Source organism: Leisingera aquimarina DSM 24565 (genome assembly GCF_000473165.1).
GTDB lineage: Bacteria > Pseudomonadota > Alphaproteobacteria > Rhodobacterales > Rhodobacteraceae > Leisingera > Leisingera aquimarina.
The window spans coordinates 2,699,132-2,726,042 of sequence record NZ_KI421504.1 but is presented as its reverse complement, the minus strand read 5'-3'; the positions used below and the strand labels follow the sequence as shown (position 1 = coordinate 2,726,042).

Annotated in this window: 25 protein-coding genes, 1 tRNA gene, 5 pseudogenes and 1 other annotated feature; of the genes and pseudogenes, 10 read left to right on the top strand and 21 right to left on the bottom strand. The window is 58.6% G+C overall.

The genetic code is table 11. The features are described from left to right. Window positions 1-62 precede the first annotated feature (62 nt). The gene (locus tag AQUI_RS32535) at window positions 63-692 is read left to right on the top strand and encodes an AraC family transcriptional regulator (RefSeq protein WP_425411840.1); all 630 of its coding nucleotides are present in this window, start codon (window positions 63-65) and stop codon (window positions 690-692) included. Next, window positions 670-867, top strand: a pseudogene (locus AQUI_RS32530) (helix-turn-helix domain-containing protein); the annotation flags it as partial. The gene AQUI_RS32535 and the pseudogene AQUI_RS32530, both read left to right, overlap by 23 nt. A gap of 169 nt (window positions 868-1,036) precedes the next feature. On the opposite strand, the gene AQUI_RS28335 reads toward AQUI_RS32530, so the two are convergent. Further along, complete coding sequence (locus tag AQUI_RS28335; RefSeq protein WP_035920063.1) at window positions 1,037-3,064, bottom strand: oxidoreductase; 2,028 nt, start codon at window positions 3,062-3,064, stop codon at window positions 1,037-1,039. 235 nt (window positions 3,065-3,299) lie between these two features. Between AQUI_RS28335 and AQUI_RS28330 the strand changes: the two are divergent. Further along, window positions 3,300-4,301, top strand: a pseudogene (locus AQUI_RS28330) (IS5 family transposase); the annotation flags it as partial. 144 nt (window positions 4,302-4,445) lie between these two features. On the opposite strand, the gene AQUI_RS28325 reads toward AQUI_RS28330, so the two are convergent. The 4 genes from AQUI_RS28325 to AQUI_RS0117575 form a co-directional block, all read right to left on the bottom strand. Continuing rightward, on the bottom strand, window positions 4,446-5,198 hold the full coding sequence (locus AQUI_RS28325) for an IclR family transcriptional regulator (protein WP_051371925.1): 753 nt from the start codon (window positions 5,196-5,198) through the stop codon (window positions 4,446-4,448). 343 nt (window positions 5,199-5,541) lie between these two features. Then, entirely contained in the window at window positions 5,542-5,916 is a 375-nt protein-coding gene (locus AQUI_RS0117585; protein ID WP_027258675.1) for a hypothetical protein, read from the bottom strand. Further along, window positions 5,906-6,871 carry a hypothetical protein gene (locus AQUI_RS0117580; protein ID WP_027258674.1) on the bottom strand — a complete coding sequence of 322 codons (966 nt, stop codon included), beginning with the start codon at window positions 6,869-6,871 and terminating at the stop codon, window positions 5,906-5,908. Before AQUI_RS0117580 ends, AQUI_RS0117585 begins: the two co-directional genes overlap by 11 nt. 110 nt (window positions 6,872-6,981) lie before the next feature. Further along, window positions 6,982-7,716 (bottom strand): hypothetical protein, encoded by a 735-nt coding sequence (locus AQUI_RS0117575; RefSeq protein ID WP_156916865.1) that lies wholly within the window; start codon window positions 7,714-7,716, stop codon window positions 6,982-6,984. A 482-nt stretch (window positions 7,717-8,198) separates the two neighbouring features. Here AQUI_RS0117575 and AQUI_RS0117570 point away from each other — a divergent pair, with 482 nt between their 5' ends. Then, complete coding sequence (locus AQUI_RS0117570; RefSeq protein ID WP_027258672.1) at window positions 8,199-8,780, top strand: hypothetical protein; 582 nt, start codon at window positions 8,199-8,201, stop codon at window positions 8,778-8,780. A 75-nt stretch (window positions 8,781-8,855) separates the two neighbouring features. On the opposite strand, the gene AQUI_RS0117565 is transcribed toward AQUI_RS0117570, so the two are convergent. From AQUI_RS0117565 to istA, 3 genes are all read right to left on the bottom strand, one after another. Continuing rightward, window positions 8,856-10,090 (bottom strand): IS3 family transposase gene (locus tag AQUI_RS0117565; RefSeq protein ID WP_425411824.1). Its coding sequence is split into 2 segments (ribosomal slippage): window positions 8,856-9,790 and window positions 9,790-10,090, totalling 1,236 coding nucleotides; the frame shifts between segments, so codons are not numbered across the junction. After that, window positions 9,687-9,803: a sequence feature (AL1L pseudoknot), on the bottom strand. (Overlaps the previous gene by 117 nt.) 203 nt (window positions 10,091-10,293) lie before the next feature. Next, window positions 10,294-11,058, bottom strand: coding sequence for an IS21-like element helper ATPase IstB (istB, locus tag AQUI_RS0117555; protein WP_027258669.1), 765 nt, complete (start codon window positions 11,056-11,058; stop codon window positions 10,294-10,296). After that, window positions 11,055-12,545, bottom strand: a complete 1,491-nt coding sequence (gene istA, locus AQUI_RS0117550; RefSeq protein WP_027258668.1) for an IS21 family transposase — start codon at window positions 12,543-12,545, stop codon at window positions 11,055-11,057. The genes istB and istA overlap by 4 nt, the downstream gene beginning before the upstream one ends. A gap of 89 nt (window positions 12,546-12,634) precedes the next feature. Here istA and AQUI_RS30880 point away from each other — a divergent pair, with 89 nt between their 5' ends. The 3 genes from AQUI_RS30880 (at window position 12,635) to AQUI_RS0117530 (ending at window position 15,828) form a co-directional block, all read left to right on the top strand. Next, window positions 12,635-12,958, top strand: a complete 324-nt coding sequence (locus tag AQUI_RS30880) for a hypothetical protein (protein WP_156916863.1) — start codon at window positions 12,635-12,637, stop codon at window positions 12,956-12,958. A gap of 673 nt (window positions 12,959-13,631) precedes the next feature. Further along, window positions 13,632-14,624: a hypothetical protein gene (locus AQUI_RS0117535; protein WP_027258667.1), complete on the top strand. Its 993-nt coding sequence runs from the start codon at window positions 13,632-13,634 to the stop codon at window positions 14,622-14,624. A gap of 127 nt (window positions 14,625-14,751) precedes the next feature. Continuing rightward, window positions 14,752-15,828, top strand: a complete 1,077-nt coding sequence (locus tag AQUI_RS0117530) for an IS481 family transposase (RefSeq protein WP_027258666.1) — start codon at window positions 14,752-14,754, stop codon at window positions 15,826-15,828. Between the two features lie 66 nt (window positions 15,829-15,894). Here the strand turns inward: AQUI_RS0117530 and AQUI_RS30875 are convergent. Beyond that, window positions 15,895-16,059, bottom strand: a pseudogene (locus tag AQUI_RS30875) (IS3 family transposase); the annotation flags it as partial. Between AQUI_RS30875 and AQUI_RS30150 the strand changes: the two are divergent. Continuing rightward, window positions 16,060-16,302 (top strand): annotated as a pseudogene (locus tag AQUI_RS30150) (transposase); the annotation flags it as partial. A 270-nt stretch (window positions 16,303-16,572) separates the two neighbouring features. On the opposite strand, the gene AQUI_RS0117520 reads toward AQUI_RS30150, so the two are convergent. From AQUI_RS0117520 to AQUI_RS0117480, 11 genes are all read right to left on the bottom strand, one after another. After that, complete coding sequence (locus AQUI_RS0117520; RefSeq protein ID WP_027258664.1) at window positions 16,573-18,207, bottom strand: acyl-CoA synthetase; 1,635 nt, start codon at window positions 18,205-18,207, stop codon at window positions 16,573-16,575. 4 nt (window positions 18,208-18,211) lie between these two features. Further along, window positions 18,212-19,012, bottom strand: a complete 801-nt coding sequence (locus AQUI_RS0117515; protein WP_027258663.1) for an enoyl-CoA hydratase — start codon at window positions 19,010-19,012, stop codon at window positions 18,212-18,214. A 22-nt stretch (window positions 19,013-19,034) separates the two neighbouring features. Then, entirely contained in the window at window positions 19,035-19,484 is a 450-nt protein-coding gene (locus AQUI_RS0117510) for an OsmC family protein (protein WP_027258662.1), read from the bottom strand. Between the two features lie 32 nt (window positions 19,485-19,516). Beyond that, window positions 19,517-20,659 (bottom strand): glycine cleavage T C-terminal barrel domain-containing protein, encoded by a 1,143-nt coding sequence (locus AQUI_RS0117505; protein WP_027258661.1) that lies wholly within the window; start codon window positions 20,657-20,659, stop codon window positions 19,517-19,519. A gap of 161 nt (window positions 20,660-20,820) precedes the next feature. Beyond that, window positions 20,821-21,312 (bottom strand): Lrp/AsnC family transcriptional regulator, encoded by a 492-nt coding sequence (locus tag AQUI_RS0117495; protein ID WP_027258660.1) that lies wholly within the window; start codon window positions 21,310-21,312, stop codon window positions 20,821-20,823. A gap of 335 nt (window positions 21,313-21,647) precedes the next feature. After that, entirely contained in the window at window positions 21,648-22,022 is a 375-nt protein-coding gene (locus AQUI_RS32290) for an aminotransferase class I/II-fold pyridoxal phosphate-dependent enzyme (protein WP_281172028.1), read from the bottom strand. Further along, the gene (locus tag AQUI_RS32285) at window positions 21,974-22,606 is read right to left on the bottom strand and encodes an aminotransferase class I/II-fold pyridoxal phosphate-dependent enzyme (RefSeq protein WP_281172015.1); all 633 of its coding nucleotides are present in this window, start codon (window positions 22,604-22,606) and stop codon (window positions 21,974-21,976) included. Before AQUI_RS32285 ends, AQUI_RS32290 begins: the two co-directional genes overlap by 49 nt. A 26-nt stretch (window positions 22,607-22,632) precedes the next feature. Beyond that, window positions 22,633-22,836, bottom strand: a complete 204-nt coding sequence (locus AQUI_RS32015) for a hypothetical protein (protein WP_245596938.1) — start codon at window positions 22,834-22,836, stop codon at window positions 22,633-22,635. Then, window positions 22,836-23,315, bottom strand: a complete 480-nt coding sequence (locus tag AQUI_RS30870; protein ID WP_156916862.1) for a pyrroline-5-carboxylate reductase dimerization domain-containing protein — start codon at window positions 23,313-23,315, stop codon at window positions 22,836-22,838. Before AQUI_RS30870 ends, AQUI_RS32015 begins: the two co-directional genes overlap by 1 nt. A 26-nt stretch (window positions 23,316-23,341) precedes the next feature. Next, the gene (locus tag AQUI_RS30865) at window positions 23,342-23,638 is read right to left on the bottom strand and encodes a pyrroline-5-carboxylate reductase family protein (protein WP_156916861.1); all 297 of its coding nucleotides are present in this window, start codon (window positions 23,636-23,638) and stop codon (window positions 23,342-23,344) included. 3 nt (window positions 23,639-23,641) lie between these two features. Next, window positions 23,642-24,679, bottom strand: coding sequence for a zinc-binding dehydrogenase (locus AQUI_RS0117480; protein ID WP_027258659.1), 1,038 nt, complete (start codon window positions 24,677-24,679; stop codon window positions 23,642-23,644). 140 nt (window positions 24,680-24,819) lie between these two features. Between AQUI_RS0117480 and AQUI_RS0117475 the strand changes: the two genes are divergently transcribed. After that, on the top strand, window positions 24,820-25,299 hold the full coding sequence (locus tag AQUI_RS0117475) for an Lrp/AsnC family transcriptional regulator (protein WP_027258658.1): 480 nt from the start codon (window positions 24,820-24,822) through the stop codon (window positions 25,297-25,299). A 984-nt stretch (window positions 25,300-26,283) separates the two neighbouring features. Here AQUI_RS0117475 and AQUI_RS0117470 read toward each other — a convergent pair. Continuing rightward, window positions 26,284-26,358: transfer RNA gene (locus tag AQUI_RS0117470), tRNA-Asn, on the bottom strand. 195 nt (window positions 26,359-26,553) lie between these two features. On the opposite strand from AQUI_RS0117470, the pseudogene AQUI_RS28310 reads away from it, so the two are divergent. Next, window positions 26,554-26,911, top strand: a pseudogene (locus AQUI_RS28310) (transposase); the annotation flags it as partial.

Sequence of the window (26,911 nt, the reverse complement as noted above, 5' to 3'; positions counted from 1 at the left end):
GCGAATTCTTGGACAGCGACAGGCCCTTGGAGTTCACGTTTCTTCTTTGCCCCGGGGTTTCAGTGTTAAATTTGGCGGGCGCAATCGAGCCGCTCTCAATCGCAAATCGCCTGTCCGAACAGTTGCGATACAAGTGGCGCGTCCTGTCCGAAGATGGCGAGGAGGTTTCCTGTACCAATGGAATGTCTTGTCCGGCGGATGGGGCGATAGACGACGACACACCCTGTGATCGTTTGTTTTACTGCGCTTTTGATGACACGGCAAAGCCCAACGCCAGAACTATCGCCGGTTGGCTTCGCCGCCGGGCACGGATGGGCACTCTTTTTGGCGCGCTGGGAACAGCGGCTGCATGGCTTGTGCGTGCGGGTGTCGTAGGAGAGCGTGCCTTCACTCTGCATTGGAGTGTACAGAACAGCTTTTTTGAAATGCACCCTAATCACAGACCCGCAACTCAGATCTATACGTCAGATGAGAGGCTGGTTACGTTCGCTGGCGGGCTTTCTGTCTCCGATATGATGCTCAACCTGATCCAGACTGAACTGGGAGAGGGTATCGTGGCGAAGGTGGCAGACCACAGGATTGGAGGCCTCCCAAGAACCTCTCAAACTCCACAGAGATTGAGCTGTCGACCATCGATATGGGACGCGCAACGCTCTCTTTCTGTCCATCATGGAAACGCAGGAAGCCGATGACGACTGCGAATTGACTACAGACGACCTGATCCGTCGTCATGCCATATCAAGAAACCAAATCGAGCGTCTGTTCAGCCAGCACTGCGGCACATCTCCTTCGCGCTTCATCAAGCAAATGCGGCTTGAAAGAGCAAAGGAACTTTTGAGCCAAACCAAGATGAGTGTGCTGGAGGTTTCCGTCGCCTGTGTGGCTTTGGGTCCGTGGCCATTTTTTCTAAATCTTTCTCTGACCGATGCAGCTGTCGACCTTCGAGTTTCCAAGTATGAAGTCATCGCGGAGATCATGCACAAAGGAAGGGGCGCAACCCGTTTGACATGCACCCCTTCCAGTTCTGAATCGAAGTTCAGATGTCTGCCTCTTCCAAGCGAAAAAAACCGGTCCCTTGATCCAGGATCGATCTTGCGATGCGATGGCCTGACAAGGTCGCAGCCTGCATCGTCCCCGGAGCCAACGCGTCTCCACAAATTGTGACTTTGCCTTCTCCCAGAAGCTCCTGAGCTTTTGAAAGCATGGTGTTTTCCGGAATCCGTGCGCCGACGAACACAAGAGTTTCGCAGGCGAGGCTATCCGGCCCAGTCAAGGACAGGTCGTTCTGGATCTGCACATGCGTGCCGTCAAAGCCCAACAGTGAGGAATTGACATGCATGGGCACTGACATTTCTTTCATGCGAGCAATGATTTTGCGCTGCTCCAACGTATAGGCCGTCCAGTGTGCCACAGCCTGTTCAGCCGTCACATAGGTAACTGGGTGCCCCTTCTTGCGAAGGGCTTCGACAAGCACGCTGGCCATGTAGTTGTGTTCGTCATCATAAACGACCACCGCCCCCTCGGCTTTGGCTCCGCCCATCAAGTCCTGAGGCGTTAGAACCCGGGCACCTTGAGGCCAGGAAATAGGGTCAAAATTGCCGCTCCCAACCCCGTCAGACCGCCAAGTCGAGCCAGTAGCAATCACGACATTATCGGCGCCGAATTCGGGCAGGTCTTCAGGGGACAACGGGCTTGAGGTGTAGATATCGACATTGCCCATCTGCCGCAGCTGATATTCCCTGTACTCCGCAATGCGGCGATATCCGTGCAATCCCGGCAGCTTGCTTTCCCGGAGCGCCCGACCACCCACTTCGTCAGTAGCTTCTGCAACAGTCACCTGATGCCCCGCGCGCGCAAGGGTCAGTGCACAATCCAGTCCCGCCGGTCCGGCGCCGATGATCAGTGAGAATTGCTCCTTCTGTGCGCGAGTTATGATCTCAGGATGCCATCCGCGCCGCCATTCTTCTGCGATCGTCGGGTTTTGCGTGCAACGCAAAGGAACCCCATAAGCGTCCATGCTGACACAGACATTACAGCCGATGCATTCCCTGATGTCCTCAACCCTGTTTTCACGAATCTTGTTGGGAAGATAGGGATCTGCAATGGATGGGCGCGCCCCGCCGATCAGGTCGAGTTTGCCAGACTTGATGACGGACACCATCTTGTCCGGACTGGTAAAGCGCCCAACTCCGACAACGGGTTTCGACGTTACCTTTTTGACAAATTCGGTGAACTCCAGCTGATATCCTTCCTCCGAAAACCGCGACGTGTTGGAATCCGCCGACCAACCGGAGATATTCACATCCCACAGGTCCGGCAATTCGGCCAGCATTTCAACCACCTCGCGGCCTTCACCGTCATGGGTCATGGCCAGCTTCGCACCTACCTCGTGGACCGCAAATCGTAGCGCCACGGCACGCTCTCCTGCCGCGACCTCAAGTGTGTCCTCCAGAACCTCGCGCAGAAGCCTGACCCGGTTTTCCAGCGAACCGCCATATTCATCTGACCTGTGGTTGGTCCTGCGTGACAGGAAATGCGAAAGGATCGAAATATCGTGAGCGGCATAGACATAAATGATGTCATAGCCCGCCCGTTTCGCCATTTGCGCGGCCTTCTTGTGGCTTTCACGAAAACCACGGATGTCTGATTTATCCATAGCTTTTGCCTGAACTGGAATTTCAGGCTTCAGGATTGGCAGATCGGATGGGCCGATAACCGGCATGCCGGTAGCGAAGTTGCGCGCACGCATGCCGCCATGGCCCAGCTCGATGGCGGCAAGCGCACCTTTTGCCTTGATCCGTTCCGCCTGCTCAGCATGGGGTTTGAAGTACACTTCATCCCAAATCCGTTCGATCGGGTGGTTGGCCATGTCAGTGTCATTGCTAATCTCGGTGATTTGAACCGCTACAGTGCCCCAACCACCATCTGCCTTTGTTTCCCGCAGTGCGATTGCGCCGCTTGGCAGTGAAAAGCCGTGACCTGTCGCGTGAGGCGCAGCGAAGAACCGGTTGGGGGCGGTAACCGGCCCGATTTTCACAGGGTCAAAGAGCAAGTCGTAGTTCATGTTCGGCTCCAGGTAGATTCGTGGCAGGCAGGGTCACTATAAACACCAATGGTGCTTATAAAGTGCCAATCGAGCAATCCAGAGTCAACCTGCTTCACCAGGATTTGGGTGAAGTTCTGCTTGCTTCTGGTGGAATTTTCTCGCTTTCCGAAAGCGTATGGTGCCCCTTCGTGACTGTGTTTCCCAAATCGGCTTTTGGATTCACTGCATGAATCCAGTATGATAGATGGGTGCCATGAGCAGTTGGACCCCGACGAAGTACAAGACCACGAACTGGTCAGCTTACAATGAGGCGTTGAAGTGACGCGGGTCGCTGGCGATCTGGTTTGATCCTGATAGGGTGTGGAAGCCTCCTCCGACCGGGAAGCGAGGTCGGCAGCCGTGCTTCAGCGATGCCGCGATCCAGACCTGTCTGACAATGAAGGTTCTGTTCGGCATGCCGCTGAGGCAGACAACCGGTTTCATGCAGAGCCTCTGCGGCTGGTCGGGCTGGACTGGCCGCTCCAGACTTCAGCACCCTGTGTCGCCGCCAGCGAAAGCTGAACGTGAGCATCCCCTACCGTGGCGGCCAGGATCCGCTGCACCTGTTAATCGACAGCACCGGCATCAAGGCCGAGGGCGAAAGGGAATGGAACGCCCGCAAGCACGGCGGCAGCGGCAAGCGGCAAGCGGCGCAGGATCCACATCGGCATTGATGAGGAAACGCTGGAAGTCCGGGCCGTTGAGATCACCGGCAGCAACATCGGAGATGCACAGGTGCTGCCCGACCTGCTGGACCAGATTCCGACCGACGAACAGATCGGTTCGGTGACGGCCGACGGCGCCTACGGCACCCGCAAATGCCACGGGGCGATTGCCGCCCGTGATGCGGCTGCCGTTCGTCAGGGAAACGGCCCCCCGGACCTTTTCCGGACCTTCCTCAGTCCCGCCGCACAAGAACGCCAAGCCCTGGAAGCCGACGAGCTCTGCCCCCCCTCTCGGCAGATTTCTTTCAGAAATCGCCTGCCGGGCAATGAGCGCGCGTAACGAGGCTCTGCGCGCCTCCAAATACCTGGGCAGGGCACTCTGGCGGCGATGAAGCGAGTACCACCGCCGGTGCCGTGTCGAGAGTAAGATGAACTGCATCAAGCTGCCCGGCCAATCCCTGATGGCCCGCGACTTTGAGCGCCAGGTTGCCGCACTGCAGGTCCGCATCGCCGTTCTGAACAGCTACACCGCATTTGGCATACCTGTCACAGTGGCCGCACAGGATAAGTCCGTCCGGGGAAAGGGGAACTGCGCGCAGAAACCGATCTGTGCGACAAGGCGCGGGGCAGGTGAAATACTGAAATCTTGCGCGGTGTTCGGCCTTTCCCCTGCCTCAGGTCAAAGACCGAATGCTTCATTGGTTCTGGAATCCCGTCAACGAAGTTTGCATACGAGCGATTGCTTCTTGAAGGAGCGGCAATAGCTCGTTGACCCGCTCTTCGTTCATATTCGCATCTGGCACAGCAATGGCAATTGTTCCGACGGGATCGAGGCTATTGTCAAAGAACGGCATTGCGATACTTGCAACACCTTTTTCGAAGGTGTTGCGACTCTGGGAATACCCATGTTCTCGGAAATGGTTGATTGTCCGCACAATGTCGGTTTTCCGGATTTGGGACGTGTCCGTTGTCTTTTCACGCTTGATCGACAGGATGCGTTCACGAGTCTCATCAGTCGCAAAAGCCAGGTAGATCAAACCGGAAGACGTGAGATGAAACGGAAGAACCTGAGTGGGAATAATGTTGATCACATTGCCTTTGCTGGGCATGCAATAGGCAATGGTTGTCATGCCCTTTTCTCCGGGCACACCAATATGAACCGTCTCTTCTACTTTAGCGGACAACCAGTCGGTCGTTTCCTGAGCAGCACGGACAATAGGAACGGTTGCTTCACGAATGCGTGCGAGCCGCAAGAAACCATGCCCGAGGCGATACCTCCCACCCGCAGCAACCTGCTCGACAAACCCATGTTTGGCCATCGCAACCAAAAGGCGCCGAGTCGCGGCCTTGTCCAACCCGGCAAGGGTAGCAAGTTCACTCAACCCAACTTCAGTACGCTCCATGGAGAACTGGTCGAGAACAGACATTGCCTTGTCGACGGTCTTCATGGTGCATCCTATTCTGCTCATAGATTTACATACTTAAAGAATTTCGACACGAAATTGTCAATAATGAACCGTTTCCTTGAGGCGCCAGGGCAACTACTCTCGGTTTTGTCAGCAAAAGACGGTTCGCGGTGCTTGGTTCTTTTCGTCGCTGACGCCAGCCACCCAAACCGGGCCTTTGGGTAGGCCCCGCGAAAGCCAGAATCGTCCCGCATTGTATGAGTTGTAGGCGATCAACATTGTGCAAGTGCAGCGGGAGTCAGCAATGCAGGACCGCACCGCAGCATTATGACAATGGGTCGAAGGTCCGGTCTGGGCCGTTTTAGTGGGTGAAACAGCAAAGGCTTTAAGCAGCGGGCCCCAACCTCCCTTCAAACCCATCGATAATTTCGTAAGGGTAACACATCTCCCGTGCCACCTCCTGCATCGCGGTTGTATATCGCAACCAATAGTCGGGGCCGGTAGATCTTTCATCAAGATCACCGAGGTAGGCCGTGATGGTGCTTTCCTGGAATTCCAAAGGAATGCCTTGGGAGACCGCCAACTCAAAAAATCTGGCCAGACCATTGAGAGCAGGCTTCCTGAGATACCCTTTCAAACAGGTCTCGCCAGATTCGATTGCCCTTGCCTGAGTAACAAACTTCTCAGGTGCTTCCAGCGCGGCGAGGCGTTCGCTGATCCGTCCGGCGAGTACGAATTTTCCTGTCTTTTCATCCTTCATTTATTTCCTTCTTTCCGACTTCTGGTTGCACCAATCGCGGATTCCACCGGTGGAGGAACGGCTGAATCTTTCCGAGGTATTCCTTTTTGATGCCCGGTTTGAGCTGAAGACCGTTGGTCTCGTCCGCAATTCTGGAGGTTTCCTCCAACACCTGCTGGTCGGCGAGTACGGCGGGATCCGGGTCCGATTGCTCTGGGAATGCATAAGCAAAAGCACGCCAGTACCACGCAATCGCAAAACGATACTGGCGGAGCGTTGCTTCCGCTACAGATTTGCGCCGCCTGCCTCTAAACCCTACGGGCTCCCCTGCGGCCAATAGACCTATCCATTCTTCAAAGGCCGCCCTGAGACGTGGCGGCAACGGGCACTTTTCGTTCGGCGACGGCTTGCGCTGAAGCTGTCCGATAGGAGTTTCGGGCAAGCCGAATTTCCGACGGATTTCAGGAACAGCCCGTGCCCGTTCGAATGCGCCGACACCAGCTCTGAACGCGGCCCTATGAGACTGTTCCAGACCTTTCTGCACATCCTCTGCCCAGTCTTGGGTGACCTCCGTGAGCGTGGTGTCCAGCCTCAGGGCCACACGGCGCAGCGCCAGAAGGTTGTTCTCATGCACGTAACCAAAATCCCGCTCCCTGCACCAGTCACGCAGCCGCAGCCAATCGTCCTTCGCCTCTTCTTGGTTTGCTGACTGCCGGGAGATCAGTCCAGAATACGCTTCCAACGCGGAAATCAGAATATTCCGCCAGGCTTGGTATTGTGCCGGATTGCTGAAATGCCCTGGCACATCCTCCAGATCGTAAAGCCAGACATCTTCAAACTGATGTGGATGCACCATATCATCTGTACCGCGATCGCTGCCGAAAGCTTCGTGGAATTCGATTGCGGCCTTCAGTTTTGGCCAGCCCCCTTCAGACAGCCCGCCTTCGTCTCCCCAGGATTTCAATTGTTGAAACATCGTTCAGCTTCTCCTTTGCAAAGTAGGTTGGCCATTTTTGGGTTTCCCAAAGCAGTTTTCGGAAATTTTTGTCAGGCCTCCGCTTGAACAGATCGTTGAGCTTCGCCGATTTATGGGACCAGAGAGAATTGTCTGGTCCGCGGCGGAAACTTGAAAATACGCCCTGATGGCCATTCCGTTCCTTTGTGCTGAATGCGAATGACTGCTGCAGTGTACCCCGGCACATGGCCTTCTTGGAGGTAACCGACGACAAACCGGTAACCCGTAAGATCAGCCAGACGCTGCAAGCTGCTTCTAAGTTTTCCATCGACATCCTTCAGCCTGAAGGACACGGGCACATCGCCCTGACCTTGAAGACCCTGATCGAACATCCGGAACTCCGGTCGCCGCATTTTGTGATGCAGCACAACCTGAAGAAGGACATCCATGTCCAGATCTGTCCGGGCGGCTTTCAGTCTTTCAGCAATCATCAGAGCGTATCTGTCCATTTCGGACATCATGCTGTAGCTGAATTCCGAAAACCGCCATTCGACATGCCGGCGATCCTGCGTCAAGGCGATGTCATCAAAGAGAACCCTTTCTTTCTGCCAGAACTCGGTTGCCGCCTGAAAATGCCTGGCATCGTTGGATTTGGGAGCGCAGCCAAGGTTGCGATAGTCCTTCAAGGGCATCCAGTGCTTCTGATTTCGGGATCCACCCCAATCTTTGTGCGGCCAGTCCCCGAGCAGGTGTTGAAAATAAATCGTGGCCAGCAGAAATCTTTGATCTCTCAAGGCAAGTTGACTTGCGCGAAGGTAATCGACCATCATCGCTGACACTCTGAATTTTCCATTGTCTGCTACCATTCCAGGCTTCCTTTTCGCTGTGTTCGGAAAAACTGGGGCCGTAGCTGGATGTCGAAACCGGGTTGGAAAGCCCCAACCGTTTTGAAGGATGCTGGTCCCGTTTCAGCCGGGCAACATCACGTTTCGCTGAGCCCCCCCGTTCTGGCGGATCCACGGTGTGCCAATACCCTGTAAACGTGTTACTTTTTGCTCTGGAACTTAAAGAAATCCTCCAATCTTGAAATCACATTGGTTCTTTTGGTGTTAGGCGGCTGGCCAGTTCCGCCTGCCATCGGCGACCTCACTGCATAGATATGACTATGAAGACCCGCACACGGGATAATGCTAAAAAGCAGCAATCAAACCCGGTTTGTTACGCAAAAATGGTGAACCCACTTCCCTGTCAGACGCCGGGACGAACCCGGTTTCCTGATCAAAAAACCAGTTTGTCAAATCAATGGTCAAATCGAATTTGACAAATTCCCGTACGGCAAGGGAACCCCATGACTATGAGAACCAGCGCAGGACGCCCGAAATCCTACAATCAGAACCAAGTTGCCAAGGCTCTCAAGGACTTGGCTGGGCGTGGGATTGAGCCTTCGGTTGAGGCTGTGAAGCGGCACCTGCGTGAAGAACAACACCTCCAGATCAGCCCGAGACCCGAGGCGTTGCAAATCGTGATTGACGATATCCTGGCCAGGGAAGCTGAAGAACGCACACTGCGGCTGATTGAAGCCCTGCCGTCTGAAGCCACCAGCTTACTCGATCATGCCTGCGATCTGGTCAAACGCCAGCTACTTCTTGGGTTAGCAGAAGGCTACAGCGAGCTCCTGAAAAAGAACGCTCTTCCGATGCGGGAACTTCGTGATCTTTTGAATGTCGCTCGAACTGAAAGGGAGCGTAGTGAACAGAAAAGCACAAAATTTGCGCGGCAGCTGGAGGCATCCCATGAACAAAACGACAAGCTGTATACCCTGATTGAGAAATTGAAGGCAGAACGCAACGAGTTTGAGAAGGAACTCATCGCCGTGCGCGCTCAGCTAACTGTGAAGGATGAGGTGCTTTCCTTGTTGACGAAACAGTAACGTGCTCGTTGGAGAAAGCCGGTCAAAACAGGGTTGAATCGCCCCGGGTTTACCGGAGAGGGGTTGGTTCAATGATTAGGCTGCTTTTTCGGCAGCGTTCAAGGTTTCGTAGAAGGCCTCCTCTGCTTCTTGCGGCGTGACGTAGCCAATGGCGCTGTGCAGGCGGTTTTTGTTATACCAGTCGACCCATTTCAGGGTTTCCCACTCGACCTGGCCAACGGACTTCCAGGGACCGAGGAACTTGATGACCTCAGTCTTGAACAGGCCGATGGTGCTTTCAGCGAGGGCGTTGTCGTAGGAATCCCCGACGCTGCCCACGGAGGTGTCGATGCCTGCCTCAGCCAGCCGCTCGGTGTATCGGATCGACAGGTATTGGCTGCCGCGATCACTGTGGTGGATCAGCTTATCGGCCTCGGATGGCGCCCTTTGGCAGATGGCCTGGTTCAATGCATCCAAAACGAAGCCGGTCGTCATCGACGTCGAGACACGCCAGCCGACGATCCTGCGGGCGAAGACGTCGATGACGAAAGCCACGTAAACCATGCCCTGCCAACTCGAGACATAGGTGAAATCCGAAACCCAGAGCTGGTTCGGCATATCGGCAACGAAGGCCCGGTTCACCTTGTCGTCCGGGCACGGCTGGGCCGTATCGGGATTGGTCGTGGTGACCTTCTTCCCGCGCACAACCCCTTGTAATCCCATGACCTTCATCAGCCGTTCAATCGTGCAGCGGGCAATATCGCGCCCTTCGCGCCGCAGCTGATGCCAAACCTTGCGCGCGCCATACCGGCCCCGACTACCATCGAAGGCCCGCTTGATGGCAGCCATGTCCAGCCGATCCTGCCTGGCCCGATCCGATGCAAGGTCGGGATCACGCTCGACAGCCTTGAACGCATAGAACGTCGATGGTGCGATCCCCAGAACCCGGCAGATCGGCCCGACACCATGGACACCGCGCTGATCATCGATGAACGCGATCATTTGCGGAACGGGCGGTCGAGCTCCGCCGCAGCGAAATACGCGCTGGCCTTCTTCAGGATCTCGTTGGCCTGGCGCAGTTCACGAACCTCCCGCTCCAGTTCCTTGATCCGATCCTTCTCGGCACTCGTCAGCCCGCCGCGCTGGCCGGCGTCACGTTCGGCCTGCTGGCACCAGACGCGCAGACTGTCGGGCGAACAGCCAAGCTTCGGCGCAATCGCCTTGTAGGCAGCCGTGTCGCTGGCGTAGTCGCCGCGGTTCTCTCGAAAAAGCCGAACACCGCGTTCGCGAAGCTCGGCCGGATAGGCGGGGGTGAATCTCTGCTTTGTCATAGGGCTCATCCTTTGAGTGTTTTACTCTCCGGTAGACCCGGGGCGGTTCAGGTTTACGCACACTTGGTGTCAACGGCGGAGCAAATTCCGGCCAGATTGGCGGAGCAAAAGTCGGCCATCTGGGCTCGCGCCTTGGAGCGTGCGGCCGTCATGTAGCAGGCACGTTCCAAGGCGCATTGGCCGTCAGGCCAATTCTGTGAAGATTACTTGTTTGCCGCGGCGAGGCGTGCGCGGCTCTGGCTGAGGCGATAGCTTTCGCCGTTCATCTCGAGGATGTTGACGTGGTGAGTGAGGCAGTCCAGCAGGGCCCCTGTCAGGCGCTCAGTGCCGAAGGTCTCGGTCCATTCCTCGAAGGGCAGGTTCGATGTGATCAGGGTTGAGCCGCGCTCGTAGCGTTGCGAGATCAGTTCGAATAAGAGCTCGGCGCCGGTCTTGCTCAGAGGGACGAAGCCCAGCTCATCAATGATCAGCAGTTTGACCTTGGCCAGTTGCCGCTGGAGGCGCATGAGGCGTTTCTCGTCCCGGGCCTCCATCAGTTCGTGAACCAGCGAGGCTGCGGTGACGAAGGCGACGGGTATGCCCTTCTGGCAGGCGGCGAGCCCCAGGCCGAGTGCGACATGGGTCTTTCCGGTGCCGGATGGGCCGAGCGCGATGACGTTCTCCCTGCGCTCGATCCATTCGCAGCGCGCCAGCTCCAGCACCATCATCTTGTTCAGTGACGGGATGGCTTTGAAGTCCAAGCTGTCGAGGCTTTTGCCGGCCGGGAACTTTGCCGACCTGATCCGGCGCTCGACCATGCGCCGCTCGCGGTCGATCAACTCGAGTTCGGTCAGCCGGGCCAGGTAGCGTACATGATCCACGCCTTCTGCCGCGCAGATGCGGGCCAGCTTGTCATGTTCCCGCAGGAAGGTCGGCAGGCGCAGGGTCTTGAGGTGATGCGCCAGCAGCAGTTCGGGTGCGTCGGTCATGCGTCGCTCCCGGCCAGCAGGGTCATGTAGGACGACGCCGACGTGGTGGCGATGGTGGTCCGGGGCAGGAACGGATAGACATCCAGATCCAATCTCGGGGGGCGCCGTTCGACCTGGCACAGGACCAGATGCTTGATCGCATCGAAGCTGATCGCTTGCAGCCTCAATGCGTCTTTGACGGCCAGATGCAGAACCTCGATCTCGAAGCGTTCCATCAGGCGCAGGACCTGCACATATTCCCGCTTGCCAGCCTTGCCCTGCCGGGCCTCCAGCAGTCTCTGGAGCGTGGCGAAGGCCTCGGGCAGTTCCCAGCCCTGCAGGGGCGCGGCCTGATCGAAGGACATGATCTTGCGCTCGATCAGCGGCAGGTAATGCAGCGGATCGAACACCATGTCACCCGTGTCATAAGAACGGGGATGATCGGCGATCACCTCGGCGGCGCAGCCAATGACGACACGGGTCACAAAGCCCTTGATCCAGACTTCGCGGTGGCCATAGGCGACCGGCACCGAGTAATCGTTGCCACGGTAGCGCACCACCGGTGTTGATGTGGCCTGGCCGCTCTGCAGATTGCAGGCTTCAAAGGGCGCGCCGGGCAAACCCAGCATCGCCGCCAGATCAGCCTGAAGCCGTTCGCCAATGCTGGCTTTGTGGCCGCGTAGGATGTCACTTTGGCGCTTGCGACACTGTTCTTCCAAGTTGGCGTTGAACGCATCCCAGTCCGGAAAGGACGGGATCGGCACCATGAAGTTGCGTCGCGCGTATCCGGCCAGCCCCTCCACGGCTCCTTTATCGTTGCCTTTGCCCGGACGGCCATAGCGATCCCTGATCACATAGTGCGACAGCATCGCGCTGAAGCGCTGTGTCCGCTGCCGGGTGCCGTCTGGAATGATCCTGGCAACCAGGCACCGGTCATTGTCGTAGAGGATCGACTGAGGAACCGCCCCGAAGAACGCAAAGGCATGCACATGCCCGTCAAGCCAGGCCTCCGTGATCGCCGCAGGGTAGGCCCGGACAAAGCAGGCGTCACTGTGCGGAAGATCAAAGGCGAAGAAGTGCGCCTTCTGCTCGACACCGCCGATGACGACCAGCGCTTCGCCAAAATCCGCCTGCGCATGTCCAGGCGGATGGCTCAGCGGCACGAACATCTCCCGGCCGGTTCGCTTCCGGAGCCGGACGTAATCCTTCACGATCGTGTAGCCGCCATCAAACCCGCACTCATCCCGCAACCGCTCGAAGATGCGCTTGGCTGTGTGACGCTGTTTGCGGGGACGGGCCTTGTCCTCGGCAAGCCACTGGTCGATTTGATCCGTGAAAGGATCCAGCTTCGGCCGCCGGATCGGTGCCATCCGCCGATACCCGGGCGGCTCCGAATAGGCCAGCATCTTCGCAACACTGTCCCGGCTGATACCGAAATCCCGGGCTATCTGGCGCCCGCTCAAGCCATCCTGGAAGTGAGCCCGACGCACCTTCAAATACAAGTCCATGGTGAATATCCCCAAGCCCTCCCGAAATCCGAAAGGGCAAAAGTGGCCGACTTTTACGCCGCCCGCGACACCACAACGGCGCCGCTACCGTGGCCGAGTATTGCTCCGACGTTCACATATTTATCGCTGAATGCTTTGAGGAGGCCGATGGTGACACAAACCTTGCCTCGGAAATGCTGGCTACGGGATGGGAAGTCGAAAAAGAACAAATCTCGCCATGTCTGCCTGCCATGGTTGCTATCGTCACCGGTTATCTAATGGGCAGACTTCATCGGTATAAAAAATTGCAACCTGCCGACGTTCAGATACCCAAGCATGGTATTCGGGATATCCCGACCTTTCAGGAGGAAGAAGGTGTTGAGGACTTTGCTCCGCAGCGCATCGTCCTTCGGGGCTTCCGAAGAAGTCATTGAAAACCCGTTGCATCACCCGGAACCGGTTGTCTCTATTCCGAAGTATGGCCGGGCTACGAGCTTGCGCGATTGCACAAAACATGGCACAGGTTTTTGAACAAACTGGTGTCCGGCGGACTTTGGATCAGGTTTTATTGTTTGAAATCAAAGATGTGCAAATTGGCTCCGATCCCTACCGCCGGAGCCAAATCTCCTCTAAGAGGCTGATTCTCTAAGAGAAAGGCGACCCATCCGGGTCGCCTTTCTCGTTTCTGGCACTCCGCGTGACACTTTGTGGCACATGGGAGAGGCAATCATGCCTCGATCACGCAGAATTCCCCACCTTGAATACCGGCGCTCTGGATACGTTTGGCGTCGCAGATGGCCCAAGAGTCTTAGAGAGAACTGGGCGGATTCAGAGCCTTCTGAATCCGCTGTCGAACCGAATCTTCCGGTCTTCAAATCGAACAGATCGTCTTCTGGCTCTATAGGGGAAAACCCCTATTCGAAATGCTGCACTCAAGCGCCGTGTAAGGGAAAGTCCAGCAAATCCAGGGCCGTCTCACACAGCTCGAGTGGGGGTATTCCCTCTCTTGTCTTCTCATTGAAAACTCATGCATTTTCATAGGCACAGGAGCTGTCCATTCGACTGACGGCTCTGAGCAATCTGACATTCCATTACATCGCGAGCACCATGACACTGACTCCAGCTGTCGTCACGCACGTCTTGACGACCCTCGTCCGCTTCGAAATCGAAGCGGCTGACCGTATTCGCATCCAAGGTGATCTACGCACACCTGAAGCGGCAGAATTTGCCCTGCGCCGAGAGCGCGCATTGCAAGAAACACTTCGCCAAGCATTGCAGCTGCGCAACCACGAGGTTGCCCGGCGGCCCTTGCAAGCAGCCTCACGACATCTCGGCATCGACTTGCCGGAAGACGGTGATGACTGGAAGTCGTTGGCCTATGAGGCCACGCGGGTTCTACTGAATGTAAGCGAAGAGCGCGAAAGGCGCGAGCGTGGGTTCTTTCATGAGCCGAGCCCATATTTCAGCCAAGGTATTGGGCTGGCGGTCGAAAAAGTTGCGTCTCCTGCCTCTGTTCCTGCGGGGATCGGACAACCCATTCTTGCCATGCAGGATTTTGCCAATGGTCAATACGCAGCACTCCCCGAAGTAGACGCAGTTTCGCTAGTGGCCCAAACGACCTTCGCTCAACCACCGCACGTCGATGGTTCTGCACGCGTTGGGCGCTCCGTAGACGCTTCGGACACAACTGGGAGCCAGGCTCCCCGCAGCACCTCGATCGAAAATCCGAACACTGAAACCCATGGTGCCTTCAAACGGGTCCTGTTGAAAAACTGCTCGGACATGACGAACGCCGCGCTCAATAAAGGTGAAAATATCAAGATTGATGAGGCGTTTGACGTCTATATCGAATTGAAACGTCAGGGCTACGGCGAGGATTGGGATAAGCTTCAGAAGCCTGACGAGAAGACAAGGAAGAAGTGGAAAAACTCCACCCTTCCCGGGATGCTGGTCGCCAAGAACATCTGGACTGACTTGTTGGAGTATTCATCCATTGGGGCCGTCTCTGAAGAGGCGGTTCTCGACCAGATCTCGATCATTCGCGAAATCCCCGCATTGCATGGTAAACAAGCCGATTTATCCGCTGATGAGGTGAATTAGTCTCGATGTGATCTGACACCGCCCCCTTCTCAGCACGCTGAACTGGGGGTGGCGCATCTCTTGAAGGAGATGATGGCTGGCCGTTTTGATGGTGGTGCAAACCCAACCGCAAAACGAGGCAACCACAATGCTGAACTCTACCGATAAGATCATCAAACACAAAACCGGTCTGCTGAACCTGGCCAAGGAACTGGGCAATGTCAGCAAAGCCTGCCAGGTGATGGGCTGCAGCCGTGACACGTTCTATCGCTATAAATCAGTGGTCGAGGACGGGGGCGTCGAAGCCCTGTTTGAGCGCACCCGGCGCAAGCCCAACTTGGCCAATCGGGTTGACAAGGCGACCGAACAGGCGGTCATCAAATCCGCCACCGATTTCCCGGCCTGTGGCCAAGCCCGCAGCTCCAACGAGCTGCGCAAACTGGGCATCTTTGTCTCGCCATCCGGCGTCCGGTCGATCTGGCTGCGACATGATCTGACGAACTTCAAGGCTCGCCTGAAAGCTCTGGAAGCCAAGGTTGCCGAAGAAGGGGGCATCCTGACCAAGGCTCAGGTGCAGGCCTTGGAAAAGAAGAAACCGGACGACGAAGCCTGCGGCGAGATCGAGATCGCTCACCCCGGTTATCTGGGGTCACAGGATACGTTCTATGTCGGCACGCTGAAGGGCGTCGGGCAGGTCTACCAGCAGACCTATGTCGACACCCATTGCAAGGTCGCCCATGCCAAGCTCTATACGACCAAAACCCCGATCACTGCCGCTGATCTGCTCAATGATCGCGCCCTGCCATTCCACGATGAACACGACCTGCCGGTGCTGCGGATCATGACGGACCGGGGCACGGAATACTGCGGCCGGGCCGACAAGCACGACTGCCGGCTCCTCCTGGCCATCAATGACATCGACCACTCCAAGACCAAGGTGAAATCGCCCCAGAGTGAGACCGTAAAGCAATCGATCCAGTGGATCGATTGTAGGGCGAACGGCATCTGCGAGCGGTTCCACAAGACCATTTTGCAGGAGTTCTATCAGGTCGCGTTCCGCAAAAAGCTCTACGACAGCATCGGTGCGCTGCAAACGGACCTCGGCGAATGGCTGCATCACTACAACCACCAACGCACTCATCAGGGCAAAATGTGTTGCGGCAGAACGCCGTTCCAGACCATGATTGAGGGCAAGCAGATCTGGAAGGAAAAGTTCGTGAACTGAACTTGACCTGACAGACGCCGCCGGAAAAACGGCCAACTGTCAGATCACATCCGAACCACTACAAATGAATTGACGCCCATCTCCCAGCCGGTCCGCCATGAAATCCATAGACCAGATCTCGTTCGGGGTCTCCGGCACCGCCAGCTCGTCGGGCTTCTCTCGCTTCAAGCGCTTGCGCGGCTTTATCCGCAGGTTCAGCTCCAGTTCGCAGTAGATCCGGTAGACGCGCTTGCCCTGAAGCCGCGGTGCTGCCCCAAGAAGCCGCAGCGCAAAGTGACGCGCTCGATCTTTGAGCCCTCTCGCGACGTGGCCCGCGCCATCGCCCAGACCGCGCAATACGCGATCTCCTGCAAGCTCAGAAAGAAGGTCGAGATGCTGTTCGCCCGCCTCAAACGCATCCTCGGTTTGGGACGGCTCCGATGGCGCGGCCCATGCGGCGCGCGCGACGAATTCCACCTCGCAGCCACCGCCTAGAACCTCAGAAAGCTCGCAAAGCTCCTCCCACCACCCCAAAACGCCCGCCTGGCATGACAGGCGCACGGCACGCCCTATCTACAGACAACATCATAGCCGCCGAAGAACAGATTTTTTCAACGGAATAGGCCCTTAGCTGCCGCTCATGCTCATACCGCATGCTACACCGCTTTCCGTCATTTCGGACATTCGCTGTACTTGCAAAACACCCGCAGCTGCCTTGAGGATATCAGGAGCAGCACTTCAGCCTGCGGAGCGCTGCTCCCCTGGTTAGGACGCGATTTCCTTTGCCTGCTCACGCAAGGCAAATTTCTGGATCTTGCCGGTCGAGGTTCTGGGGATCTCCGTAATGACGAACCTGCCTGGAACCTTGTAGGGCGCCAGACGGCTGCGGCACCAGCTGCGCAGGATCTCCGCATCGGCCTGCTTGCCCTTGGCCAGCTCGACAAAGGCACAGGGGGTTTCGCCCCATTTTTCATGCGGCATTGCCACCACGGCTACCACCGCAACCGCCGGGTGGCAGTACAGCGCTTCCTCGACCTCGATCGAGGAGATGTTCTCGCCGCCCGAGATAATGATGTCCTTAGACCTATCCTTGAGCTGGATATAGCCGTCGGGATGAATGACCCCCAGGTCGCCGGAGTGGAACCAGCCACCGGCAAATGCCTCCTCGGTGGCCTTGGGGTTGCGGAAGTAGCCTTTCATCACGACGTTTCCGCGGAACATCACCTCGCCCATGGTCTGGCCGTCGCGCGGCACATGCAGCATCGTCTCCGGGTCCAGCACATCCAGCTGCTCCAGCGGCAGGTAGCGCACGCCCTGGCGCGCCTTCAGCGCGGCCTGTTTGGCAGGCGGCAGGCCGGACCAGCTCTCGTGCCAGTCATTGACCACTGCCGGACCGTAGGTTTCCGTCAGCCCGTAAAGGTGGGTCACATTGAACCCGGCGGCCTTCATGTCCGCCAGCAGGCTTTCGGGTGGCGGCGCGGCGGCAGTAAAGAACTGCACCGGCTGAGCGAGATCGCGCTTGGCCTCCTGCGGCACCGAGATCAGCAACGACATCACGATGGGGGCGCCGCACAGGTGGGTCACGCCTTCGTCGGCGAGCGCGTTCCAGATCGGTTCGGCCCGCACCTGCCGCAGACACACATGGGTGCCGACGATGGCGGAAAGAGTCCAGGGGAAACACCAGCCATTGCAGTGGAACATCGGCAGGGTCCAGAGATAGACCGCGTGTTTCTGCATCGAGGTGGTCAGCGCATTACCTTGCGCCAGCAGATAGGCCCCACGGTGGTGCGAGACCACGCCCTTGGGGTCGCCGGTGGTGCCGGAGGTGTAGTTGATCGAGATTGCGTCCCATTCGTCTTCCGGCATCAGCCAGGCGAAATCCGGGTTGCCGCGGGTCAGGAACACCTCGTAGTCGGCCGCCTCCGCATCTACCTGCGCACCGTCATACTCCGGGTCGTCGTACTGGATCAGGACCGGCGTCGCCGCGGCAAGTGCCAGTGCTTGCTGCATCAGCGGCATGAACTCCCGGTCGACAATCACCAGCTTCGACATCGCGTGGTCGAGCTGGAACGCGATCACCACCGCATCCAGCCTTGTGTTAATCGAATGCAGCACCGCGCCGCACATCGGCACGCCGTAGTGGCATTCCAGCATGGCCGGCGTATTGGGCAGCATGACAGACACGGTGTCGCCGCGTCCGATCCCGTTCTTGGCCAAGGCCGAGGCAAGCCGCCGCGACCGCGCATAAAACTCTGCATAGCTGCGCCGTAAGGACCCATGCACGATCGCCGTGTGGTCCGGAAAGACGCTGGCGGCGCGTTCCAGGAAGGTCAGCGGCGTCAGCGGCTGATAGTTCGCGGGGGTGCGGCCCAGACCGGTGTTGTACGGGTTTTCCGTCATGGTTTCAGTGATCCTGCCATTGGGGGCCGCGTTTCTCGAGGAAGGCGCCGATGCCCTCTTCGGCATCGCGGGCGAGCATGTTGTCGACCATCACGCCGGAAGCATAGTTATAGGCGTCGGCCAGGGGCATCTCGCGCTGCGCATAGAAAGCGCGCTTGCCGGTGGCCAATGTCATCACCGACTTGGAGGCGATCTTGCGGGCCATCTCCATCGTGGCCTCCCGCAGCCCTGCGGGCGGAACGGCGCGGTTGATCAGGCCGGTCTCCTCTGCCCGCCGGGCCGGGGTCATGTCGCCGGTCAGCAGCATTTCCATTGCATGCTTGCTGGTGACATTGCGCGACAGAGCCACCATCGGCGTCGAGCAGAACAGGCCGATATGCACCCCCGGTGTGCTGAACTGCGCGGTGTCCGCGGCAATGGCCAGATCGCAGCTGGCTACCAGCTGGCAGCCTGCCGCGGTGGCGATCCCTGTGACCTCGGCAATCACCGGCTTGGGGCAGTTCACGATGGCCTGCATGGTGGCAGAGCACATCGCCATCACCTTGGCAAAATAGGCCCGCCCGCCATCCCCTGCCGCGCGTCCGGCGGTCATCTCCTTCAGATCATGCCCGGCGCAATAGGCCGGGCCGTTTGCCGCCAGGACGACAACACGCACCTGTGAATTTTCTCCGGCATCGGCAAAGGCTTGGGCCAGCGCCGCCAGCATCGCCTCAGACAGGGCATTGCGCCGCCCGGAATCGTTCAGAGTCATTCGAAGGATGCCATGGTCATCCAGATCGCTCAGCAAAATGTCTTGCTGTTGCACGGGGGATCTCCTTTGTTGGGGGTCAGCGGATGTTGATCTCGACGCTGCCGGCGAGCGTATTGGCGATGAAGCAATAGCGGTGGGCGCGGTCCTGCATCTCCTCCAGCTCTTTTTCGCTGACGGAAAATCCGGTGTCGAAACGCACCACCGGGTGCAGGTCGATGCGTGTCACCGACATCTGGCCCTTGGGGTTCTTGCCCAGATGCGCCTCGGCGTAATCGTGGTAGGTGGCCACCGGCCAGTCGGCTTTGGCCGCCAGCGCCAGGAAGGTCATCATGTGGCAGCTGGACAGGGCCGAGGCCAGCGCCTGTTCCGGGTTGGTGTTGCCCGGATCTCCGCCCCAGTCGGGGGCGGAGTCCACTTGGACGTCATAGCTGTTGTTGTACTGCACCGTGTGGGCGTTCGAATACTGGCCGGTTTGCAGCACAGGTTCAGCACGCTGCCAGTGCAGCTGGATTGAAAGGTCGGACATGGCGGTATCCCTCATTATCGCTCAGCCAGCGCTCAGGCTGCGGCCAGGGTTTTCTTCGGATCGAAGAAGGGGATTTCCACAATGGTCGCACGGGCAGGGCCGCTGCCGGCCGTGACCTCAACCGTTGCCCCCAGCACGGCCTCGTCCGCCGAGACCATCGCCAGTGCGATGTTCTGCTCCAGCCGCGGCGAATAGACGGCAGAGGTGACCTTGCCGATGGCAGTGCCATCCTTGCTGACCGGCCAGAAGGTGGTGTTGGGCCCGGTCAACGGTGCGCCTTCGATGATCAGGCCCACCTGCTTGCGGCTGACGCCTTGCTCCTTGATTTCCCGCAGGGCCGCCTTGCCGATGAAGCTGGCTTCCATATCGAGGTTCACTAATCGGCCCAGCCCAAGCTCATAGGGGGTGGTGTTGATATCGGCGTCAGCGTGGTAAGACAGCATGCCGCCCTCGATACGGCGGATCGAGGAAGTATGGCCGGGCTTCAGCCCGAACGGCACCCCCGCTGCCATGATCTTTTCCCAAAGCTCCTCACCGCGCGACCCGTCCTGTAGGTACAGCTCATATCCCAGTTCGCTGGACCAGCCGGTGCGCGACACGATCAGCGGAATACCGTCCAGATCAACCTCGCGCAGCCAGTAGTATTTCAGATCCATGATGCTGACGCCGAACAGCGCGCGCATGATCTCGCCGGACTTCGGCCCCTGCAGCTGCAGCGGCGACACGTCGGGTTCACCGATGGTGACATCCATGCCGGAATGCACCGCCACACCCTGCGCCCACAAAAGGATGTCGCTGTCCGCCAGCGAGAACCAGAAGTGGTTTTCCGCCAGCCGCAGCAGGATCGGGTCGTTCAGGATGCCGCCTTTGGCATTGGTGATCAGGATGTATTTGCACTGGCCAACGGCCATTTTCGACAGGTCGCGCGGGGTCAGCATCTGCACGAACTTCGCCGCGTCCGGGCCGGTGATTTCCACCTGGCGCTCGACCGCCACATCGCACAGGATCGCGTTGTTCACCAAGTTCCAGAAGTTCTGCTCCGGATCGCCGAAATCGCGCGGAATGTACATATGGTTGTACACCGAGAACCCCTTGGCGCCCCAACGCACAGTGGCGTCGAAATAGGGGGACTTGCGGATCTGTGTGCCGAACCCGAAGCCGTCTGATTGCATCATGTCTTTCACCCTTTGCACCGGCGGCCCGATCTGCCGCGGACTGTTTGAACTGGGTGAAGGATTAGCTGCACAGGCAGGCCGGGAGCGGACTGAAAACAAGCTGCGGACAGACCGAACGGACTGATGTCAGGCAGGCAGGCAGACCGTTCAGGCGCCTCCCGTCATTTGCCCGACTTGGCCGCCAGTCCGGAGAGATTCGGCTGGGCGGATTTGACGTGGCGCGTCACGATGTAGGTCATGTAGCGGTCAATCCCCAGTTCGGCCGCCAGCAGGGTTTCCATCAACTCCTGAAATGCTGCCAGGCTTGGTGTAAAGACCTTCATGACGTAATCCATGCCACCGCCCGTGGCGATGCATTCGGTGACCTCGTCCAGCTTTCGGATATGGCCCTCGAAACGGTCAAAATCAGACTTGCGGTGATGTGTGAGAGAGACGGTCACGACCACCTGCGTGAAATCACAGACCCGGTCGAGCGCAACGTCGGCGTGGTAGCCGCGGATGAACCCGGCTGCCTTCAATTTCGTAAGCCGGGCCCAGCACGGGGTCGGCGACAAGTTGACGATCTCCGCCAGCTTGGTTTTGCTAAGCTGGCCGTGCTTCTGGACTGCGCTGAGGATGCGGATATCGGTCGCATCAAGGCTGAACTTGTCCATGCATCGGAGCCTTTCAAAGCAAGGGTTTGGCAGTCCAATACAATCACCAGCAATAGCCCGAAAGCAACATTTTGCACCAGCGAGGCGGTTTGGGGCGCAGGCCACTGGCTGACTACCGTCTGGCGAAATTTGCAAAAGAGCGTATTGCTTGAAACCGATAGCAACCCACTGCCACTGCGCCATGGTAAGATACCGGCATAAGAATTTCGGGGGGCTCTGCAACTGACTGTTCTGAATGTCTTGCTATGCAGGAGCTATCCAGACATGACATTCGCTTCGCCGAAGTTCCTCGACAACTTAGCCGACGACAGGCTGGCGAAACGCATGTGCGTGTTTCATCGAGAGGGCCTCGACATGATCCTGCAAACGGCGTCAACCAACCACCGGACATCTTCATCCCCGAGGTGCGCGACGTTGATCCGACCGCCTTCAACGACGTGGATGCCGTGGTCCTGGGGCAGCGCAATTTCCTGCGCGACACTTAGCGGCAGGAGCGAGAACATCCCGACCTGCCGCCCGAGATATGCCAGCCGGTGGGTGCCGAACATATCCTGTTCTATCGCCACGATCTGCTCGCGCATTCGCGCCACGCGCTGGCGCATCTGGTCGAGGTCGCGCAACCAGAGAGCCTTCATGTCCACATCCTTTAGGATTGTCCGCACTATCGCCGGACCATGGTCCGGAGCGTGCGAAGCCCCCGAACGGGCGATGGCCGTGACTGCTCGGGTGATACGCGCCTGGTCGCTGGTGCAGGTCTTGACGAACAGCGCCCCGCGCGGCCGCGGCAAATGCCGAAGGACTTTGACAGGGTGATGCAGACGATGCATTCGGGAAAGCGTTCTGCGATCTGGCCTGCCATGGCGCAATCCGCGTCGAAACCTTGCGCGAAGCCGAGGCAAGCCAGGTCGATCCAAGGCACAATCCCAAGGGCTTCAAGCGTGTCGAGAAGCGCTGTGAACTGGTCTTCGCTCATGTCCGCGCCCGTCGGGTTGTGACAGACGCCCTGCATCAGGAAGACATCGCCGGGGCGTGCGGCCTTCAGTCCGTCCAGCATCTGGTCAAACGTGAGTTCGCTGCGCAGCGGGTCATAGTAGGGCAGCGCCTGATGGCGCGCACCGGCGACCGTCAGGATCGGAACGTAATTGCCGTAGGTCGGGGCTTGCAGCCAGACGGTCGGCGGCTCCGGCAGCTGCGCCAGAAGGTCGGCCATGACGCGCAGCGCGACAGCGCCGCCCGATGTCTGCGCGGCCACCCAGCCCGCGTCGTAGGCGTCCCCCAGGATTTCACCGCCCAACACGCTGCAATACTCCGCATCTCCGGTCAGGGCGAGTAGGACTTGCTGGTCTGCGTTTCGATCAGCCGCTGTTCGGCCAGCTTCACTGCCTCCAGAACCGGTGTGCGCCCGTGTTCATCCTGGCAAATCCCGACGGTCAGGTTCAGCTTGTCCCGGCGCGGTTCCTGCGCAAACAAGTCGGCGCCGATCATGATCGGGTCGATGGGGTAGTCTTCGACCTTCTCGAACATCACTCGGCCCTTCCCAGCTCGACAGCAAGGTCCCGGCAGCCGGTCATCGCGTGCGAGATCATGTCCGCCAAGCCATCCTGCTGAATCGAGGGAATGGCGGCGTGGGTCGTGTCATTGGGCGAGGTCACCCTGCGGCGCAGTTCCTCGGGTGGCACGTCGCCCTGAGCGGCCATGGAGGCCGCGCCAAGCGCGGTTTGCAGGGTCAGCGTGGTGGCATCTTCGCGCGTAAGGCCGAGGGTGACGCCGGCGCGGATCATCTCTTCGATCAACAGGTAATAATAGGCCGGGCCGCTGCCGGAGACGGCTGTGACCGCATCCAGCAGGTCTTCGCGCGGGAGGTCGACGCAAAGACCAAAGGCTTCGACGATGGTCCGATCGCGGGCACGCTGCGCCGTGTCAACGCGGTCATTGGCGAAGCTCCCCGTCGCGCCGAGCCCCGGCAAGGCCGGGGTGTTCGGCATGGTCCGGACGATGGCCATGGGCCCGAAGAGCGCCTCGAGCCGGGCTATCGACACCCCGCCGCGATGCTGATCAACAGCTTGCCCTTCAGCGCGCCCGCGACCCGCTCGGCCACCTGCGGGATGACCTGCGGCGTGACCGCAAGGACCACGGTGTCCGCTTCGGCGCATCCCGCTGCTACACCGTCCGTGGTGCGAACACCGTAGGTCGCTTGCAAGTGCGCCCGCTGGTCCGCGCCGGGATCGATGAGAGTGATCTGCGCCGGTGCCATGCCTTGGGCGATCAGCCCGCCGAGGATGGCGGAGGCCATGCTGCCGCCGCCGATGAACGCGATGGTCTCCATGGCTCAGAACCGGGTGATGACGGTGGCGCCGACCGACTGGAACTTATCCATCTCCATCAGGGCCTGCGGGGCCTCCGTAAGGCTGATTTGCTGGCCTACCAGCCGCGCCGGATCGAGCCGTCCGCTCGCCACCATGTCCAGCATTGCGCCGTAGCGATGCGCCTGCATCCCGTGCGAACCGAGCAGTTCGATCTCCTGCCCGACGATTTTCGGCATCGGGATCGCCGGGGCCGCGTGGTCGCCCAGCATCAGCCCCACCTGCACGTGCTTTCCGCGCGGCCGCAGGCACAGGATCGAATTCGTCATGGTCACGGGGTGCCCCAGCGCGTCGAGCGAGACATGCGCGCCGCCCTTGGTGATCTCCTGGATGGCAGCGGGCACGTCGGCCTCGCGCCCGTTGAGCAAGGCCACGGCGCCGAGGTTCTTCGCCATGGCCAGCTTGGCCGGGTCAAGGTCGACGCCGATCACGTTCGCCCCCGCTGCCGCCGCGATCATCACCGCCGAGAGGCCCACGCCGCCACAGCCATGCACCGCCACCCACTGGCCCGCGCTGACGCGGCCCTGGTCAATCACCGCGCGGAACGAGGTGGCGAAGCGGCACCCGAGACTGGCGGCTGTGGCGTAGTCCATCGTCTCGGGGAGCGCCACGAGATTCAGGTCCGTCTGGTGGATCGGCACGTATTCCGCAAACGATCCCCAATGGGTAAAGCCCGGCTGTTCCTGATGCAGGCAGACCTGCTGGTTGCCGGAGTGACATTCCGAGCAACTGCCGCAGCCGCAGATGAAGGGCACCGTGACCTTGTCGCCCACCTTCCAATTCTTCACGTCCTTGCCCACGGCTTCCACCACGCCCGCCAGCTCATGCCCCGGCACATGCGGCAGGTCGATGTCGCTGTCATGGCCCATCCAGCCATGCCAGTCGCTGCGGCAGACACCGGTCGCGGCGACCTTGAGCACCACGCCATGCGGCTCGGGCGTCGGATCGTCTACGGTCATGAGCTTGGGGGCTTCCTGGAACTTCTCGAAAAGGACGGCTTTCATGGCAGGGACTTTCAGCTTGGGGGATTTGGCAACCAGAATGCCCCACTGCATTTGAAATACCTTTGCTATTCCTCTTCATTTTGGCGATATTTGGGGCAGTATCCCCTATATGCATCCTGCATCGAGAAGGAATCCTCCCAATGCCCGAGATCGACGGTGTCAACGCCGAGCTTCTGACCCTGCTGCAAGACGACGGCCGAATGACCAATGCCAAGCTCGCCGAACGCATCGGGATGAGCGAAACTCCCTGCTGGAGAAGGCTGAAACGGCTCGAGGAAAGCGGCATCATCGAAGGCTACCAGGCCAATCTGAACCGCCGGAAGCTGGGCCTCGGCGTTATGGCCTTCGTCCAGCTGCGCTGCTCCGAGCACGACCAGGCGGCCACCGCCGAGTTCCAGCGTATCGTCCAAACGACGCCGAACATCCTTGCCTGCCACAACACCACTGGAGCGGACGATTTCCTGCTGATCGTGGTGGCGCGGGACCTCGACGATTACAGCGTCTTCGTCGACAGCACGTTGCGACGGCTGCCCGGGGTGACCAGCATCCGCTCCAACCTATCGCTGAAGGAGATGAAGGCGTCGAGCAAGTTGCCGGTAACGTCAGTTGCCGGCAATTGAGGAGCCTGCTGTTCAGTCGAATATCGGAGAGCCTGTTTGGCGTCCTTGGCGCTTTCGGCCCTCACCGGACATTTTCAAAAATGATCAGTGCTGCATTGCAGCTTGCCAGAAGCTGCCTTTGACCATCCGTTCGAGTCACAGCGAAACTCCCGAAGGAACTTTAGCCAAAGCGGAGTGCGAATTTTTTGTTGAAATAGTCTCAGAGCTGTAGCGGCGATCAATCAGGGATCGTTCAGGCCTGAAATATGTCCGTGGTCAAATAAAACGGGACTTCAGAGCGGCTTGAGCATTGGAGGCTCTGGTTCGGTTGCGTGAATGATTATGCTTGGCGAAGTGTTTCTTGCAATGCGCGCTCTCGGCGCAGGGCAAATTCTGCCGCTTCAGGTGTGCGTAGATCACCTTGGATGCGAATACGGTCAGCCGCTTCGATTTCGAAGCGGACGAGGGTCGTCAAGACGTGCGTGACGACAGCTGGAGTCAGTGTCATGGTGCTCGCGATGTAATGGAATGTCAGATTGCTCAGAGCCGTCAGTCGAATGGACAGCTCCTGTGCCTATGAAAATGCATGAGTTTTCAATGAGAAGACAAGAGAGGGAATACCCCCACTCGAGCTGTGTGAGACGGCCCTGGATTTGCTGGACTTTCCCTTACACGGCGCTTGAGTGCAGCATTTCGAATAGGGGTTTTCCCCTATAGAGCCAGAAGACGATCTGTTCGATTTGAAGACCGGAAGATTCGGTTCGACAGCGGATTCAGAAGGCTCTGAATCCGCCCAGTTCTCTCTAAGACTCTTGGGCCATCTGCGACGCCAAACGTATCCAGAGCGCCGGTATTCAAGGTGGGGAATTCTGCGTGATCGAGGCATGATTGCCTCTCCCATGTGCCACAAAGTGTCACGCGGAGTGCCATTCGCAGTGCCAGAAACGAGAAAGGCGACCCGGATGGGTCGCCTTTCTCTTAGAAATCAGCCTCTTAGAGGAGATTTGGCTCCGGCGGTAGGGATCGAACCTACGACCAATTGATTAACAGTCAACTGCTCTACCGCTGAGCTACGCCGGAACACGAGATGCGGTATAGGAATAACTTCAAAGGACGTCCAGAGGAAATCTGCGGTTTTAAAGAACTTTTTTCACCCCCACTGAAGGGGCCGTTTTTACCAGGAAAATGTGCAAGACTTTCAAGTCCAGCCAACGTCCAAAGTGAACCGCCCCGGGTTTGCCGGAGGCTTCAACTCCTGGTTAGGATGAAGCCACAATGAGCAAGACAACAAACAAGTATTCTCCTGAGGTCCGCGAGCGTGCGGTGCGGCTGGTGCTGGACAAGTGAGCCATTGAGGCGCCATTGGTTCGCGCCCAATGGCGAACGGCCAGCACGGTTCCCGTTGGCAGGCGATCATGTCGATCTCCGCAAAGACCGGCTGTGCGGCGCATACGCTGAATGAGTGGGTTAAGAAGGCAGAAGCCGACAGCGGCAAGCGGGCGGGCGTGCCAACAGATGCAGCCGGCAAGATGAAGGCGCTGGAGCGGGAAAACCGCGAGCAGCGCCAGGCGAACGAGATCCTCCGCAAAGCCTCCGCGTATTTTGCGATGGCGGCGCTCGGCCGCCGGTCGAA